This window comes from Lactococcus nasutitermitis (genome assembly GCF_018403765.1).
Classification (GTDB): Bacteria; Bacillota; Bacilli; order Lactobacillales; family Streptococcaceae; genus Lactococcus; species Lactococcus nasutitermitis.
Genome location: NZ_BOVQ01000009.1, coordinates 82527 through 98851, shown reverse-complemented (window position 1 = coordinate 98851; position 16325 = coordinate 82527). Strand labels below are relative to the sequence as shown.

19 protein-coding genes and 1 pseudogene are annotated in these 16325 nt (G+C 38.9%); 2 read left to right on the top strand and 18 right to left on the bottom strand.

The window, feature by feature from the left end; all coding sequences use genetic code 11:
- Positions 1-4: 4 nt before the first annotated feature.
- The 18 genes and pseudogenes from KJS36_RS10020 to KJS36_RS09935 form a co-directional block, all read right to left on the bottom strand.
- Positions 5-955: a glycosyltransferase family 2 protein gene (locus tag KJS36_RS10020; RefSeq protein WP_213536779.1), complete on the bottom strand. Its 951-nt coding sequence runs from the start codon at positions 953-955 to the stop codon at positions 5-7.
- Positions 956-961: 6 nt separating this feature from the next.
- The gene (locus tag KJS36_RS10015) at positions 962-2332 is read right to left on the bottom strand and encodes a DUF2142 domain-containing protein (protein WP_244842922.1); all 1371 of its coding nucleotides are present in this window, start codon (positions 2330-2332) and stop codon (positions 962-964) included.
- Entirely contained in the window at positions 2325-3515 is a 1191-nt protein-coding gene (locus tag KJS36_RS10010; RefSeq protein ID WP_213536777.1) for an ABC transporter ATP-binding protein, read from the bottom strand. The genes KJS36_RS10015 and KJS36_RS10010 overlap by 8 nt, the downstream gene beginning before the upstream one ends.
- A gap of 12 nt (positions 3516-3527) precedes the next feature.
- A complete protein-coding gene (locus KJS36_RS10005; protein ID WP_213536776.1) occupies positions 3528-4343 on the bottom strand; it encodes an ABC transporter permease in 816 nt (271 codons plus the stop codon).
- A 68-nt stretch (positions 4344-4411) separates the two neighbouring features.
- On the bottom strand, positions 4412-5329 hold the full coding sequence (locus tag KJS36_RS10000) for a glycosyltransferase family 2 protein (protein ID WP_213536775.1): 918 nt from the start codon (positions 5327-5329) through the stop codon (positions 4412-4414).
- Positions 5319-6503 (bottom strand): beta 1-4 rhamnosyltransferase Cps2T, encoded by a 1185-nt coding sequence (gene cps2T / locus KJS36_RS09995; protein ID WP_213536774.1) that lies wholly within the window; start codon positions 6501-6503, stop codon positions 5319-5321. The genes KJS36_RS10000 and cps2T overlap by 11 nt, the downstream gene beginning before the upstream one ends.
- 94 nt (positions 6504-6597) lie before the next feature.
- Positions 6598-7494, bottom strand: coding sequence for a dTDP-4-dehydrorhamnose reductase (rfbD, locus tag KJS36_RS09990; protein WP_213536773.1), 897 nt, complete (start codon positions 7492-7494; stop codon positions 6598-6600).
- Between the two features lie 80 nt (positions 7495-7574).
- Positions 7575-8051 (bottom strand): hypothetical protein, encoded by a 477-nt coding sequence (locus KJS36_RS09985; protein ID WP_213536772.1) that lies wholly within the window; start codon positions 8049-8051, stop codon positions 7575-7577.
- A 78-nt stretch (positions 8052-8129) separates the two neighbouring features.
- Complete coding sequence (locus tag KJS36_RS09980; RefSeq protein WP_213536771.1) at positions 8130-8486, bottom strand: VOC family protein; 357 nt, start codon at positions 8484-8486, stop codon at positions 8130-8132.
- Between the two features lie 40 nt (positions 8487-8526).
- Positions 8527-8898: a DUF2255 family protein gene (locus tag KJS36_RS09975; RefSeq protein WP_213536770.1), complete on the bottom strand. Its 372-nt coding sequence runs from the start codon at positions 8896-8898 to the stop codon at positions 8527-8529.
- An 18-nt stretch (positions 8899-8916) separates the two neighbouring features.
- A complete protein-coding gene (locus KJS36_RS09970) occupies positions 8917-9360 on the bottom strand; it encodes a VOC family protein (RefSeq protein WP_213536769.1) in 444 nt (147 codons plus the stop codon).
- A 322-nt stretch (positions 9361-9682) separates the two neighbouring features.
- The gene (locus tag KJS36_RS09965; RefSeq protein WP_213536768.1) at positions 9683-9967 is read right to left on the bottom strand and encodes a hypothetical protein; all 285 of its coding nucleotides are present in this window, start codon (positions 9965-9967) and stop codon (positions 9683-9685) included.
- Between the two features lie 14 nt (positions 9968-9981).
- Positions 9982-11037: a dTDP-glucose 4,6-dehydratase gene (gene rfbB / locus KJS36_RS09960; protein ID WP_213536767.1), complete on the bottom strand. Its 1056-nt coding sequence runs from the start codon at positions 11035-11037 to the stop codon at positions 9982-9984.
- A gap of 18 nt (positions 11038-11055) precedes the next feature.
- Positions 11056-11574 carry a cysteine hydrolase family protein gene (locus KJS36_RS09955; RefSeq protein ID WP_213536766.1) on the bottom strand — a complete coding sequence of 173 codons (519 nt, stop codon included), beginning with the start codon at positions 11572-11574 and terminating at the stop codon, positions 11056-11058.
- Positions 11571-12164, bottom strand: a complete 594-nt coding sequence (locus KJS36_RS09950; RefSeq protein WP_213536765.1) for a dTDP-4-dehydrorhamnose 3,5-epimerase family protein — start codon at positions 12162-12164, stop codon at positions 11571-11573. Before KJS36_RS09950 ends, KJS36_RS09955 begins: the two co-directional genes overlap by 4 nt.
- A 128-nt stretch (positions 12165-12292) precedes the next feature.
- Positions 12293-13162 carry a glucose-1-phosphate thymidylyltransferase RfbA gene (gene rfbA, locus KJS36_RS09945; protein WP_213536764.1) on the bottom strand — a complete coding sequence of 290 codons (870 nt, stop codon included), beginning with the start codon at positions 13160-13162 and terminating at the stop codon, positions 12293-12295.
- 318 nt (positions 13163-13480) lie between these two features.
- Positions 13481-13864 (bottom strand): annotated as a pseudogene (locus KJS36_RS10855) (GH25 family lysozyme); the annotation flags it as partial.
- Between the two features lie 322 nt (positions 13865-14186).
- Complete coding sequence (locus tag KJS36_RS09935) at positions 14187-14858, bottom strand: DUF1129 domain-containing protein (protein WP_213536762.1); 672 nt, start codon at positions 14856-14858, stop codon at positions 14187-14189.
- A gap of 137 nt (positions 14859-14995) precedes the next feature.
- Here KJS36_RS09935 and rpmB point away from each other — a divergent pair, with 137 nt between their 5' ends.
- Both rpmB and KJS36_RS09925 read left to right on the top strand, forming a co-directional pair.
- Positions 14996-15190, top strand: a complete 195-nt coding sequence (rpmB, locus tag KJS36_RS09930) for a 50S ribosomal protein L28 (RefSeq protein ID WP_213536761.1) — start codon at positions 14996-14998, stop codon at positions 15188-15190.
- 226 nt (positions 15191-15416) lie between these two features.
- Complete coding sequence (locus KJS36_RS09925) at positions 15417-16202, top strand: ABC transporter ATP-binding protein (RefSeq protein ID WP_213536760.1); 786 nt, start codon at positions 15417-15419, stop codon at positions 16200-16202.
- The last annotated feature ends 123 nt before the right edge of the window (positions 16203-16325 follow it).

Genomic DNA, 16325 nt, shown 5'->3' with positions numbered 1-16325 from the left:
TGTTCTATTTTCTAAAAGGATGGCGTAATTTTCTACCAAGCCGATATTCTGGGGAATTCTTTAGATTTTCTATTTCTGCTGCTTGACTTTCTATGTGAACATCCTTGTCATGCAATGCTTTTTGGATGAATTCATCTTGGTCCTTGATATGCTGGTCTTTATCGGCCAATTTTTGTTCAAAGTCTTGCGCCAAATCTTGTTTGAGCGCTTCATAATTTTTTACCCAAAGAAAAACGTTTGATTGCAAAGCATGGATGATATCGTCAGAAATTTTATCTCTGTATTTATCAAGAATGTAAAAATATGATTGATAATATTGTTCCCAATCATCACGCGCGCTACGTGAATCATCCAGCACACGATAATTCAATTTTGTCTCTGACACAAAGATAGCTTTTGCTTGATGTTGCATAAAAATATTTAGCCAAAAATCAAAATCTTCAAGATTTTGCAGTGTTTCATCAAATTGGACATTTTTCAGCACTTCACGTTTGACAAGAGATGAAACATCAATCAAATTGCCTTCTAACTCTTTTTCCCAACTAAAATCCAAATCTTCTCGCAAAAGATTATGTTTATGTTCAAAATCCCAAAGTTGACAATAAGCAATGTCCGCAGATTTTTTTGACAGTTCTGTCAAAAGTATTTCCAGATGATTTTCATTCAAAAAATTGTCGCTATCCATGAAAAATAGAAAATCACCTGTAAATTTTGCCAGCGCTTCATTACGCACACGAGCAACACCTTTATTTTCTGCTGAAAAATAATGTGTTTCAGCAAATGGAGAAGTCTCTAGTACCTTTGTAATGACTTCATCAGAATTATCTGTTGAGCCATCATTGAAGACCAACAGTTCGATTTCTTGATGAGTTTGTTCAAAAATACTACGTAAACATTTTTCGATATAGTCACTATGATTATAGCAAGTCACAGCAACAGAAATTTTAAAAACCATAATTACCTACTTAAAAATATAATGTGTCACACCGGAACGATATTCATCCGCTGGAAGTTGCAAATGATAAAATTTAACAGCCGTTACTGATAAATTGATAGTCAAAACAAAGACAATCACAAACACCACCAGTTTTTTTAACCAAGCACCTGATTTTACTGATATCTTCTGACTTAGTAAAGTAAAAATTCCTGGCAAAAGTAAAATAAATACCGTGAAATAGCGTCCTTGAGGACCTGTAATCGTTGCATCTGTCAAATAAGAACTATTGACCGCATACTGCAGCAAAATTCCAAACAGATTGAGCGCAGCAACTGCAAATGATAACCAAGCAAACCAACGTGGAATAGCTTCTTTTGTATAAGACAAGAGTAACAAAATCAGTACTGCAAACTGAACTGCAAAGAGCCATGCTGGAACACCTGCTGTATTAGTCCCACTGATAACCTCTGTCGTCAATACTGTATAATAAGGCTCAAGGAAAGTATAAAAGAATTTCCCAGCAATGAGATACAAATGTGCATGATATCTCATAAAGAAATAGACGACTCCCAAGATGAAAATAAAACTGGAACCAAGAGCAATTTGTAACTTACTCAAAGAAATTTTTAATTTCTTTCCAATCAAATAAATCAGCATTCCAGCTACTAGAATAAATAGCAATATAGAATTTTCTTTAGAGCTATAAACAGCTATGGATGGCAAAATAATTCGCAAGAAAAATTTCTTAATCGTAAGCTCTTTTTCTGCTTTAATATCTGCCGCAAGATTGAGTAAGGTTGCAATCAACCATGCACAAACAATGTAGTTAAAACAATCATAACTCAAACTTGTTACAAACTGGATAACTGTTGGCGTTAAAGAAACGAACACAAATAACCATTGATAAACTTTTAATTTCTTGATAATAAAATACATTGCTACAATAAAGAATATCAAATTAAAAATTCGCGCTGTAATAATCATCGCCCCGATTGAAGGGTAAATCATATGACCGATTTTCACGCCCAATGCAGCTACTGAGTGCATTAGTTTATTCCGCCAACTCAGCTGAACAATTCGTGACTCTACTTTTGAATGTGAAATAATAGGTAACTTTGTTTCAAAAAAATTTTTGAAATAAGTTCCTTTTTTCATCATTGTGCTAACTGTTGTAAAAGGAACGGGTGTTGACTGATAATCCTCAGCTGGAAATCCAACTTTTGCTCGATTAACGACAGTATTAGAGATATAAGTGGCACTATCAAAGTGATAACTTGCATCAGGCTCGATAAAAAGTGGCTGAAAAACTGCAAATGCCAATCCCAGCACGACAGCAATGATTAAAAAGATATTTTCTGGCTTGCTGATTCTTTTTTCTTTTCTTTGCCTACGCAAAATCCCATGCTCCATTTCGTTGAATTAAACCACTTGATGAATCTTTCGCACTCAAATCTTCCTTAGGAATATCGTTACGATTTATCATGATGAATTTCTCATCTGGGTCATAAGCAACCATCTCATCTTTACTATTACGTACAGATACTTGCAATTTAAGCTTTAGATTATTAACTTGCTCAAGTTTGCATTCATAGATTGCTTTCTTATGTCCCATTCCTTCTGTCATATAATCCAAGGAATTATCATTATAAATCCATATATTGTGGTCAGCATCAGTGAGTGAAAAAGCAATATATGTTTCAATAGGGGCTTTGACATCGTATTCGATTTCAAATTTGATAGGTTGCTCAGGTGTTGTTTGTACAGGTGAGAGAAGATTAACTTTCAAATCAGAAACATATTCTTCTGAAAGCTGTGTTTTTCCTTGTGCAGCTTCCAAACGTTTCAGATTGTCCAAACTATATTGATTGGCAACTTTATCAACATCTCCTGCTACCTTAATCAAGCCATTTTCAATGAGAATTGCTTTATTACAATATTTTTTAGCGGCATTCATATCGTGTGTCACTAAAATTGTTGTTTTTCCTGATTTTTTGCGTTCGAGGAAGTAATCATTACATTTACGTTGGAAAGCTTCGTCGCCGACGGCGAGCACTTCATCAAGTACAAGGACATCTCCATGTGCTTTAATCGCAACTGAAAAAGCCAGTCGCACTTGCATACCACTGGAATAATTTTTTAATTTCTGGTTCATGAAATCAGGAAGTTCTGCGAAATCTACAATGTCATCATACATGGCATCTATTTCCTCAGTTGAAAACCCTAACATGGCACCATTCATATAAATGTTTTCGCGCCCTGTAAGTTCTGGATTGAAACCAACACCGAGTTCGATAAAACTGACGAGTTTTCCATTGACTGTGACTGTTCCTTGCTCTGGAACATAGATTTGTGAAATAATTTTGAGAAGGGTTGATTTTCCTGAGCCATTTCGCCCGACAATACCAAAAAAGTCGCCTTCGTGTACTTCAAAGTCGATATCTTTGAGAACGTGCTGTTCTTTGTAGCCTTTAATACCGCGCATTCGATTGACGAGAGTGGTACGTAAACTTGTTGTCGCCTCTGTCGGAAGTCGGAAATATTTGCTGACATGGTCTATTTTTACTGCTATATTTGCCATTTTTTCTCTCCCTTAGATAATTTCTGCGAAACGTTTTGAATTTTTCGTGAAAATCCATAATCCGAATGCGAAAATAATAAATGGCAGGATATATGGAATAACAATAACGAAAGGATTGTGCCACATTTGCCAAAGCGTTGGATTGGTATTATTACTATAAGTCAAGACGTAACGCATATCTTGCACGATTTGTGCCATTGGATTGAGCATTTGAAGCTGCGCTACCCAATAATAATGCGGATGTGAGGAAATCTGTGTAACAGGATAGATAATTGGAGTGCCATAAAAGCCTGCTTGCATGATAACTTCCCAGATAGGCCCCAAGTCACGGAAATAAACGAAAGCTGTCGAAAGTATAAAGGAAATTCCCATACTAAAAATAATCAACTCAAAGAGCAACGGAACTGCAAAAATCACTGTCCAACTAAAGTGAACACCATTGATAATCGCAAAACCAATCACAACGACAAGAGAAATAATCAAGTTGATGAAAGCATTGGATACAACTGAAAAGATGATGACAGGTTTAGAAAAATTGACTTTTCTTAGCAAATCACCTCGTCCAACGATGGACATCATACCGACGCCAGTCGCTTCACTAAAGAAATTCCAAACCGTAATCCCTAAAAGAAGTGAAACGGCGAAATGGGGTGTTCCTGCACCAAATCTCATGAATTTCACGAAAACGAGGTACATAATCAAGAAGAGTAAAATCGGTTTCAAGATTGACCAGAGATAGCCGATAACGCTGCCCTGATAGCGAAGTTTGAAGTCAGTTTTAATTAATTCTTTGAGCAGAATTTGATTTCTGCGGCTGAAGAAGTTCATTTGTTTTTCCTTTTTTGATGCAAAATGAGTTAAATGTTCTATTTATTATAAAATCAGTAAATGATTTCTCATTTTTTATATGCAAATTTTGTAATGATGAGTGTTTTAAAAATAAAAGTATGAAGTGTTTTATTTTTTCTCAAGTTGTTTCTTTTTAAAATCTTTCTTCGTTTGCCAAGTGGCTGTTCGAGAAGACTTACGTAATCTGTGATGAGACTACGTTTTTGAGGAGATAGATGCTCAAAACTCAGTAATTTTTTTGCTTGTACTTGACTTGAATCAATCAACCACCAATATTTGTCCAACCAATGATTTGTCCAATTTTTCACGCGTTTTGATAAGGTACGTGAGCCGAGGACGTTGTTGTCATGTTGGCGATAGAGAATGGTCGCACGGTCAATATAGACAAGCTCGCCCAGAGCTGTGGCAACGAGTGCGAGATACCAATCGTGCATGATGATATTTTCGGTGTCTTGCCATTCTTTGGCGAGGGCGGCATTTATCATGCTAGTACAACCTGTGACGGTGTTTTCGGTCAATTCTTGGACGAGTTCTGTGTTGGCGTGGTCGGATTGACTGCGTATCATACTTTTTGACAGAACTGTCAAATTTTTATCAACGACTTTGAGGTCTGTATAATACATGATTGGCTTGCTGTTATCGTGTTTTTTGGTTTCATCAAGCATAATCTGAAGTTTGTCAGGAAGCCAAAAATCATCTTGGTCACTAAAAAATGAAAAATCTGCTGGATATTTTTTGACAAGTTCGTAAAAAGATTTGATAACTCCGACATTCTCTGCTTTTACAAGAGTGATACGGTTGTCGTTTTTGACAAAACTGTCAATAATCTCGCAGGTTTTATCATGTGAGCCGTCATCGCGGATAATCAGCTGCCAGTCTGTAAATGTCTGTTGCTGAATGCTTTTAATCTGTTCAGCAATAAATTTTTCACCATTGTAGGCGGACATTAAAATATTAACTTCCATCATCGTCTCCGGCTACACTTTGTGAGCTTGAACAAAAAATTTCCTCATATTGGGCGCAAATATGCTGCCAAGTGTATTTTTCTTTTATCATTTCTTGTGCCTTGCGGTGGAGATTTTGTCGTTGGTCGTTGGTCAAATTTTCAAGTTCTGTGAATTGCTCCGTTAAATTTTCTTTGTCAAAATAAAGGACGCTATCTGCTGCTGTTTGCTGATTGAAATTAACATTCAGCACCAGATTGACTGGCGTTGACCACATCGCTTCAAGGAGTCCAGGATTTGTCCCACCAACTTCATGTCCATGCAGATAGGTAAATGCGTGCTCCCGAATGTAACGCAATTCGTTTTGATCATAAACAGTACCAACGAATTTGACACGATTATCCTTATCAAACTGCGTTTTTTCACGCAATTCATCATAAAAAGCGTTGCCTTCGTAATTTGTCACAATCACTAACTCACGCGTACTTTCTGACATCATGAACGCACGAATCAAAGTTTCATAGTTATTTTCAGGAACAAATCGACCAACTATCAAATAATAATTATCGCTTTTCACAGCGAATTTGTCAAGAGTTGGCGAGTTTGTCAAGTCAGAAATAACCTGCTCCGTCCCATAAGCAATCACTTTTGAAGAGATTTTGCCATATTCTGCCGTGAGATAATCTTTGATACCGACATTATCGCTGATAATCAAATCCGCGTACCGCACCATTTTACGTTCGGCAAGTTTGAGATAACGGCGTACAGGCGCAGCCCACTTGGTTCTACGCCATTCAAGTCCGTCAGGATTGACGAAAAGCTGACCGCCAACTTTGTGAATTTTTCTAGCATAACGCCCAATCACACCACCGATAGTATTGCCCAAAATATAGAAAATCGGCTGCTCAATCTGTTGCTCTTTAACCATTTTCAAGCTGGCATTAATCGCCAAAATATCATAAGCAATCACGCGCGCTGCGCCGATATTTGGCACATTGATAGCAAAACAATCCGCACCGAGATAGTCAAAATGTCCATCTGAACCCGCCAAATCTGAGTTTTCGCTCTGGCAAGCGACATGATATTGAATGTTCGGATTTTGCTGATGTTTCACGAGTTCTTCAACAAAAGTCTCAAAACCACCGTATTTTGCGGGCAATCCTCGACTGCCAATGATGAAAACGTGTTTTTTCATGTCTCTTTCCTTGATTTTTTAGCTAAATTTTTTTGACAGAATCGTCAAAAATGTTCGGATAATGTGATAATTTTTTTGACAGAACTGTCAAAACTTATTGACGTAAATCACCTTTGACCATATCAGCTGACGGGCGCAAATCGCCTTTTGACAACATTTGTGCGAGTGCTTCTTGCCAAGTTGGAATGTCAAATTCTGTCGCTTTAGCTTTGTCAAGGCTCATCGTCGAGTTGAATGGTCGTTTTGCTTTTGCCGCAAAATTTTTTGACGAAACAGGCAAGACTTTTGTATTTGTATCTTTCAAAATTTCTGTTGCAAAATCAAACCAGGTCACATCTTCGCCCGCAGCTGCATCATTTGACAAATGATAAAAACCGCTTGCTGCATCTGTCGTAACCAAATGTACCATGAACTCAGCGAGCGTGCGGCTCCACGTAGGGCGGCCATGCTGGTCATTGACAACTGTCAACGTATCATGCGTTTTCGCCAAATTTTGCATGGTAAAGACGAAATTTGGTCCATATGAGCCGAACAGCCAAGCCGTGCGGATAACATAGAATTTCGCGCCAGAAGCAACAATCGCCTGCTCGCCCAAATCTTTCGTGCGTCCATATTCACTGACAGGATGTTTCTCCGCATTCTCCAGCCATTCCTCGCCAACTGGCAAATAACCACCAAAAACATAATCCGTCGAAATCTGCACCATCGTCGCCCCAACGCGCGCGCAAGCTTCAGCAATATTGCGTGTCCCGTCAACATTGATTTTCTCGCCGAGTTCTTTTCCCTCGTCTTCTTCCTTGTCAACCGCCGTGTAAGCTGCGCAATTATAGACAATTTCGGGCTTATTCGCATCGAAAAACGCATCCACACTCGCTTTGTCAGTAATATCCAATTCTGCCACATCAGCCGCTGTATAGCTCACACCGCGCTCGTCCAATAAATGACGCAATTCCGTGCCAAGCTGACCATTTCCACCTGTGATTAAAATCATAATTTTTTCCTTTTCTGTTAACTATTTTATCAAAATTTTTCCTCATTATTTTTTTGACAAAACTGTCAAAAATATGATGATTATTTAATTCTCGTCATCAACTGCTCAACTTGCTTTTTAAGGCGCTTTTTGGGCACTGTTCCAACATAGCCAGTAAAATCATTCTCATTTTGCCAAATCGCACTCACCCAAGCCTCAATATGAACCAGCTGATTATGACTTGTATCCACCAGCACACATTTTTTCTGAAGCCAAAATCCATCGCCTTTTTGATAAACGAGCGTTCCTTTATAATTCTTCAGTTTAAATTTCAATTCTTTAACCAGATAATCTTCGACATTCTCGAGCACTTCCTCAGGCATCTTCTCCGTCTTAACATCTGCCACAAAACGACTTTGCTTGTTCAATGCCATGAGTAGAAAAAGAATAGCGAACACCATGGCAAGTAAACCAACGAAATAAAACAAAACATTATTTCCTGAATTAGCATAACCAATCACAGCCAGTCCCAAGCAAATCCCCCCAACTGCTAAATTCCGCTTTCTAATTTTATCCATTTTTCTCTCCTCATCCATCATCAGTATCAATGGAATGTGCTAAATTATTTTTGACAGAACTGTCAAAAAAGTTTTATCTCATTTTGCATGACAAACCGCTTCAATCCGATAACCGTCAGGGTCAATAACAAAGGCAGCATAGTAGGTCGGCGCATATTTTTCCCGAATTCCCGGCTCGCCGTTATCTGTACCGCCCGCAGCCATCGCCGCATCATAAAATTGTTTCACCGCATCATGTGTTGATGCACCAAAAGCAAAATGAATCGGCGCCGCAATGCCCTGAGAAACTCCGAAAACACTGCCGTCAGCGTGCTGATACATCACAAAATTCTCATTGGCAGCAACTTCCGCAAAACCAAGTGGCGCAAGCGCCGCATCATAAAATTTCTTCGACACGGCGACATCTGCCACAGTCAAACTAATATGGTCAATCATTTTTTCTCCTTTTTATCACAATTATTTTTTGACAGAATTGTCAAACCTGTACTTTTGGCAATTCCGATTTCCCGATTTCTGTCAAAAATGTCACACGCATGCAAGTCATCTCAGACTCCGCACTTGGCGCAGAATTCCCATGATAACGCGCCAAATAACTCGCACTCACACGCTCAATTTCCCCTGCATCCTTCACGTGCATGAGATTCACTTGATAAATTTTTCCCGCCACATGAAGCTGTCCAGTGCCTGACTTCATTGCCGATTGCCACCAAGAAGACTGCCTACTCGAAGCTTCGACATACATCACACCATCCACCAACGCAAACCATATCCATGTTGGACGATGTCCCTGCGGGTCTGGACAGATATAAATATCCCGAAATCTTTCAAATTGTGTCGCCTCAATCATTATTGCCTCCCTAGGCTATCAAATCTGTGGATTGACAGCAAATTGCCAAGTAATGCCATATTCGTCGACAAGCACACCAAATTTTCCGCCCCAAAAAGCATCAGTAAAAGCTTGTTGAACCGTGACCCGTCCAGAATTTTCAGCTTTCTCAAAAATCGCTTCGAGTTCCGAAATCGCAGCGTCATCATCTTCCGTCGCTGCCAGCAAAAATGTCAATCCAGACTGAACCGCATTCCCACCAAAATCATCCGCAAAATAAATCGGCTGACCGAAAATATGAAAACTTCCGTGCACCGTCAGTTCTGACAAATGCGCATCATCAGGATTTTTCCCAAATTGCGCCGCAAGCTCAGGCGTAACCACCATCCGTCCGCTATCTGTCGCACCAAAAACCGTTTCGTAATAGGCAATCGCCGTCTTACTGTTCTCAAAAACAAGGTGCGGTACTAAATTTTTCGCCATAATTTCTCCTTTTGACAGTTTTGTCAAATTTGACAAAGCCATCAGCACTGATAAGTTATTTTTTCCTACTCACTTCAACAAAAAACAAAGCTAGCCAAACAAAGCCAAAAATCAAATTTAACCAAGCACCCGAGTGATTTTTTTCCACAAAGAACCTGACAAATGCCGAAATTAAGAAAATAATGCTGGCAACCAAATATAACATTTTAAGAAATTTCATTTTTTACCACACAAACAGTCTACAACTTGCAACACCGATAAATATAAGCCCAAGAATAATCAGAACCCAAGATAAGTTCAAACTCAGAAATTTACCAAAATCCTATTCTTCAACCACTTTAAACTCCTGATAAAATTTCAGTCTTGAATAATCCTTAATCTTTTTTCCATCATCAACTAGAAAACTGCCAAAAGCAACATTATAACCTTGTGCGCCCCAGCCCCAACGGAGTTTGTGAGGAGTCACGCGAATATTTCCCTCTTGCCCTAAAGGAAAAACAATATCCAGCTCAGCCACAAGTTGCTTTACCCAATCTGGCATAGTCGCTTTATCGCCAGAAATTTCCCAGCATTCGACACTTTTCCCTTTTTTATCAATAGCTTTCATAAAAAATCTCCAGTTTAGTCTATCACTTTCTGACTCTTTGCATACTTGGCTTCCACCGCGTCTTTCTCCGCTTTCCACCAGCCCTCATTTGCCTTGTACCAGTCAATCGTCGCCTGCAAACCACTTTCAAAGTCGGTGTGTTTTGGTGTCCAACCAAGTTCTTCGCGAAGTTTTGTGTTGTCAATCGCATAGCGTTTATCGTGCGCATCACCACGAGGGTCAATCACGCGGTCATAGTCGTTCTTGTCTTTGCCCATGCGCACCAAAATGTCTTCCAGCACGGCTTTATTATCTTTCTCGCCGTCAGCGCCGATGAGGTAAGTCTCGCCAATCCGCCCCTTCATCAAAATCGCCCAAACACCAGAGCTGTGATCTTCCGTGTGAATCCAATCACGGACATTTTTGCCATCGCCATAAAGTTTTGGCTTAATTCCGCTCAAAACGTTCGTAATTTGACGTGGAATAAACTTCTCAATATGTTGGAAAGGCCCATAGTTATTGGAGCAATTAGAAATCGTCGCTTTCAGTCCAAAACTGCGCACCCAAGCCCGCACAATCAAATCACTCGCCGCTTTCGTTGAACTATAAGGACTTGTTGGATTGTAAGGTGTCTCCGGTGTAAATTTCTCACCTGCACCCTCGCCATGTCCTGGTAATTCCTCACGATAAGGCAAATCGCCATAAACCTCGTCCGTTGACACATGGTGGAAACGCAAATCGTACTTGCGCGCCGCTTGAATCAGCGTGTAAGTCCCAATGAAATTCGTCTGAACAAATTCATCCTGCGAAATCAAGCTGTTATCATTATGACTTTCAGCCGCATAATGCACAATTGCATCCGCCTTGCTTGCCACTTTATCAACAATTTCAGGGTCAGCAATATCGCCAACCACCAGCTCCACGCGCCCACTATCAAAAAGCATATTGATATTGTTCACATTTCCCGCATAAGTCAGTTTGTCGAGCACTGTGATGTGCACGTCTGGGAAGTTGTTGTACACATAATGCACAAAGTTTGAGCCAATAAAACCCGCACCGCCAGTAACGACGATATTTTTGTATTCAGTCATTTTTTTCTTCCTTATTTTTTAATTCACAAAATCCTTGGTTTCGCAAATCGTTTCAAATTCTTCCAACGATTTTTGATAACCAGATAAGCTCTTATCCGCCGTCGCATCTTTGACAATCACCACATCAAAATGCAGTTCCCGCGCTGTTCGTGCCGTTTTGACAACGCCATTACTCGTAGAAACTCCTGTGAAAACAAGCTTTTTAATCTTTTGACGATTTAAAAGTTGTTCCAAATTTTCATCTGACTGTGTGAAAGCGTTCGGTCCATATTTAGCGATTTTATAGACATTGGGCAAATCACGTGCATCTTCTTCCAAAATCAAACGTCCAACGCGTTCCGCCCATTTTTTAGGCAAAATTTTTGGCTGAACAGTGACCATGATGATCGGTTGCCCAGCATCCGCAAAAGCCCCCATGAGTTTTTGATTATTCGCAAGCACCTCATCATAACTATAAGGCTTCGCAAATGGTGCCACAATCCTGCGCATCGCAGCTTGCAGGTCAATCATGATGAGCGCTGTATTTGACAAATTCATAGTTCTTCTCTTTTCAAAGCTACAACATCTTTCAAAAATGGGTGATTTTTATCGGCTTCAGAAACTTCTGCTTCCGCCAAGTTTTCCCATGTAATTCCCAAAGCAGGGTCTGCATAATTCACAAATGCATATTTAGGCTTCAATTCCAACGCCCAGTAATCATTGACGAGATAACTATACGAAACTGTGTCAGACAGTACCTGAAAACCATTCGCCACGCCGCGAGGAACGTAAATTCCAACACTTGCATCAATCACGGTCTGATAGACATTGCCAAAACTCTCGCCCTCTCGCAAATCAACCCAACTCCCAAGGACTTTCCCGCCATCAGCGACAGAAATGTACTTATCCCAAGGTTCTGCATGAAGCCCTCGCAAGACATTCTTCCGCGAAAAACTCACGTTATTTTGCAATTTTCCTTCTGCGAAAAAGCCTTCTGGAAATCCCAACGGAATCATCTTTTCCTTCTGGAAATTTTCCTTGAACCAGCCACGGTTGTCGCCGTGAACAGGAATGTCAAATTGCAAAAAGCCCGGAATCGCTTCAATCGCCGTCGCTTTTAATTCTTTTTCAAAAAAATTACTGTTCATTTTTTGATTTTTCCTTTTTGTTTTATTTATCTTTTGCTCTATAAAAATGAAGCGACATCAATCAGCTTCATCAATAACGTAAAATTGCCCTGTTGGCTTAAAAAGCAAACTAAATTTGGTTGTAAGAGTTATTTTTCTCCTACGAGTCGTAGCAAATACTGTCCGTAGTCGTTTTTCTTCAAAGGTTGAGCAAGTTCACGAACTTCATCACTTGTGATATAGCCCATGCGCCATGCAATTTCTTCAAGGTTCGCTACCATGACGTTTTGCATTCGCTGTACAGTTTCAATATATTGCGCCGCTTCAAGTAAACTTGCGTGCGTTCCTGTATCAAGCCAAGCAAAACCACGTCCCATCAGCTCAACACTCAAATCGCCACGTTCCAAATATGCTTTATTCACATCCGTGATTTCAAGCTCTCCACGAGGACTAGGTTTGATATTTTTGGCAATTTCAACCACATCATTATCATAAAAATAAAGTCCTGTGACTGCATAGTTTGACTTTGGATTTTCTGGTTTTTCTTCAATAGAAATAGCATTCATTTTATCATCAAATTCAACAACGCCAAAACGCTCAGGGTCATTGACATGATAACCAAAAACAGTGGCTCCATGTCCTTTACCTGCTGCTTTTTGCAAGAGTTTACTCATTCCTGGACCATGATAGATATTATCGCCCAAAATCAGTGCCACACTATCTTTTCCAATAAAGTCAGCACCTAAAATAAATGCTTGTGCGAGACCATCTGGACTTGGTTGCACTTTGTATGAAAGAGAAATTCCAAACTCTGAACCATCGCCCAAAAGTTCCTCAAAACGTGGCAAATCTGTCGGCGTTGAAATAATCAAAATCTCTTTAATTCCTGCCAACATCAATGTAGAAAGTGGATAATAAATCATCGGTTTATCATACACTGGCATCAGTTGTTTACTTGCTGCGCGAGTCAAGGGATAAAGACGTGTCCCAGAACCACCAGCTAAAATAATTCCCTTCATTTAAGGAACCTCCATAATATAATTAATCAGGTTAATTATAGCATAAAATCGCTTATGTGTCATTTCTCTATTTTTCGCATAAATCATCAAAAAAAGACGAAGATTGAACACTTCGTCTTAAAAAACATCTTAGTTTAATTGTTGAGCTTCGGCCCAACCTGAATCTGTAGTTACGTGTGCTGCTCCCCAAGTTTTAGCCCAATTAAACGCTTCGTTGAGGTTTGTAAAGAGAGCTTCACCGAAAATGTTGTTATTACTATCTTCTACAAATCCAACATAGTTATGTCCGCTGGCAGCTCCAATACCTCCGCCAACTCCATACCAAGCAATACCTTCATTACTCCAACCAGCTGATACTAAAGAATTTTCTTCAGCTTTATTTGTTGTATAGTTGTGAGAACCTGCTGTAGCATGAGGATTGTAAGCACGGTACAATGGTGTTTTACCACCTGAACGCCAACCAATTCCTTCATAATTCCAGCCTGCTTTCACAAGACTACTTTTTTCTGCTGCACTTGTCGTATAGAAATGATCTCCAGCATTAGGATTATAAAGGCGATAAACGGGCGCTCCTTTAGTAGGGGCAATCCAACCAATTCCTTCAAATCTCCAACCAGCATTTACCAAGTTTTGGTCTTCCTTGATATTTTCCGTGTAGAAATGTTCACCACTGTTTGGATTATAGAGTCGATACATATAGACTCCAGCAGTATTGACACCTGAAATCTGCTGCGCATGAGCATGAGGTGCTGCGATAACTCCGCCTGCTATCAAAGCAGCGGAAGCAAGAACGGTAAGTGTTACTTTTTTCATCCTGTTTTTCTCCTTACAAAAATCTTTACAATGTAATTTTATCAAAATTATTTTAATATGTAAAGGCTTAACATATCTTTGTAATTACTTTTTGTATTAAATTATAAATTGTATTTTATAAAAAAAAAAAAATAGATATATTTTTTTACAATATGTCTATTTTTTATTACATCTGGATACAACAATATAAAAAAACAAGATAATCATCTTACTATTTCGAATTTACTCTCGCTGCCGGTGTCATTGCTGAGCGTGTGTGAAATTGACGTTTTACCAAATATTTGATACCAAAGGCAAGAACTGCCAGTACAATGCTGACGTAAGAATTAACAATCGGATTCAACGCTCTTGGCAACATTGCTGTCACTGCTGTTAATACTCCCCAGACGAGGACAACAGCAACAACTAGAAACATATTTTTCCAATTCCATTTTCGAGTAGTTGCTTCTTGACTGTAGAAAAAGCGATACATCATGTACATCACAATCCCTGCAACGGCCGCCATAATAACCGTTGTTGTTAGACCATAGGTTTGATATTTCTTGCTGAAAAGTCCGAGAACTCCGCTAATAGCTGTGATTGCTCCAAAAAGCATCAAACTGCTATCAAGCCACATCAACACTGGATTTGTATTTTCATTACTTGTTTTTGTAGTTTTGCCAGCTTTTTTTTCAGGTTCATATTTTTGAATGAATTCTTGTGGTGTTCCAAGAAGTTTTTTGGCTAAAATCCCTGTTTTTTGCCCTTCAATGATTTGAGGCAAAATGTCCGCCAAAATTGTTTTCACTTCTTCATCTGTTTTACCAATTACCATTAGTTGCTTGGTTACGGCATGAATATATTCACTATTTTTTGCTGTGAGTTCCTCTATTAAATTGTCCATAGCACTATTTTATCAAATTTAAGAAAAAAAATCAGCAAAAGAAGAAAAATAACTTGATTTTTTTGATAAAAAAATGTTATACTAATCAAGTATGTTATCTTTCGAAGCATAAAAAATATAAGGGGAGGATATAAATCATGTCTAAAGTATGTTATTTTACTGGTCGTAAGACTGTTTCAGGTAATAATCGTTCACACGCAATGAACCAAACAAAACGTGTTGTAAAACCAAATCTTCAAAAAGTTACAATTCTTGAAGGCGGAAAAATCAAAACTGTTTGGGCTTCAGCAAAAGCATTGAAAAAATTGCCTGCTGGCGTTGAACGTGTTTAATTTCGTTTTTGCTTGCGCAAGCAAAAAAGTAAAATCTGTCATTTTTGACAGGTTTTTTTATTTTTGACAGAACTGCCACTCGACTTATGGCTTTAGCCACTTAGCGAGAGTGGATACCAGAAAGCGTAGCTTGTCGGTGTCAAAAACTTTGATAAAAAAATTCGCAACTTACCAGATTTTGCGTTATAATAGTCTTAATATTTTGAAAAATATGGAGAGATTTATCATGGAAATTCTTTCATTTAAAAATGTCAATTTTATGCGCAACCAAAAGTCTATCCTATCTGATATCAACTGGCAAGTCAATCAAGGTGAAAATTGGGTCATTCTCGGTCTGAACGGTTCTGGAAAATCTAGTCTCATCAAGCTTATCATGGCAGAAAACTGGAAAACTTCTGGAGAATTAACCGTGTTAGGCACGCGCTTTGGCAAGGACCAAATTCCCGCATTGCGTCAACAAATCAGCATTGTCGGCTCATTTATCGCTGAGCGTTTCAATGGTAATAGTCATGCGGAAAATTTAGTTTATACAGGAAAATTCAATTCAAGTATGCTCTACAAGCCATTTACTGACCAAGAATTGGACGAAGCGCGCGAGCTTATGCACCAAGTGGGCGCAAGCGATCTGATTGGACGTATTTATGGGACACTTTCTCAAGGTGAAAAGCAACTTCTTCTCATTGCACGAAGTTTAATTTTGCATCCTAATATACTGATTTTAGACGAAGCCACCAACGGATTAGACCTCTTTGCCAAAGAAAATCTGCTCGAAAAACTTCACGATATTACAACAATGAAAAACGCCCCCACTCTCCTTTATATCACTCATCACCCTGACGAGATTACCGAAGATTTCAACAAAATTCTCCTCCTGCGTGATGGAAAAATAATCCAATCTGGCGATAAATCTAGCATCTTAACCGAACAAAGTCTCACCAATTTTTATCAAAAACCTATCCAAATCGAAAAAATCAACAAAAAATACTTCGTCATACCAAAAAAAGATTTTTGACAGTTCTGTCAAAATTTTTTTATCAAAAATTAGGTTTTACAGAACTGTCAAAAATATCTCACACGACAAACAACGGACAAAACTGTTTTATTTTCCAAAAATATGGTAAAATAAGTCAGGATA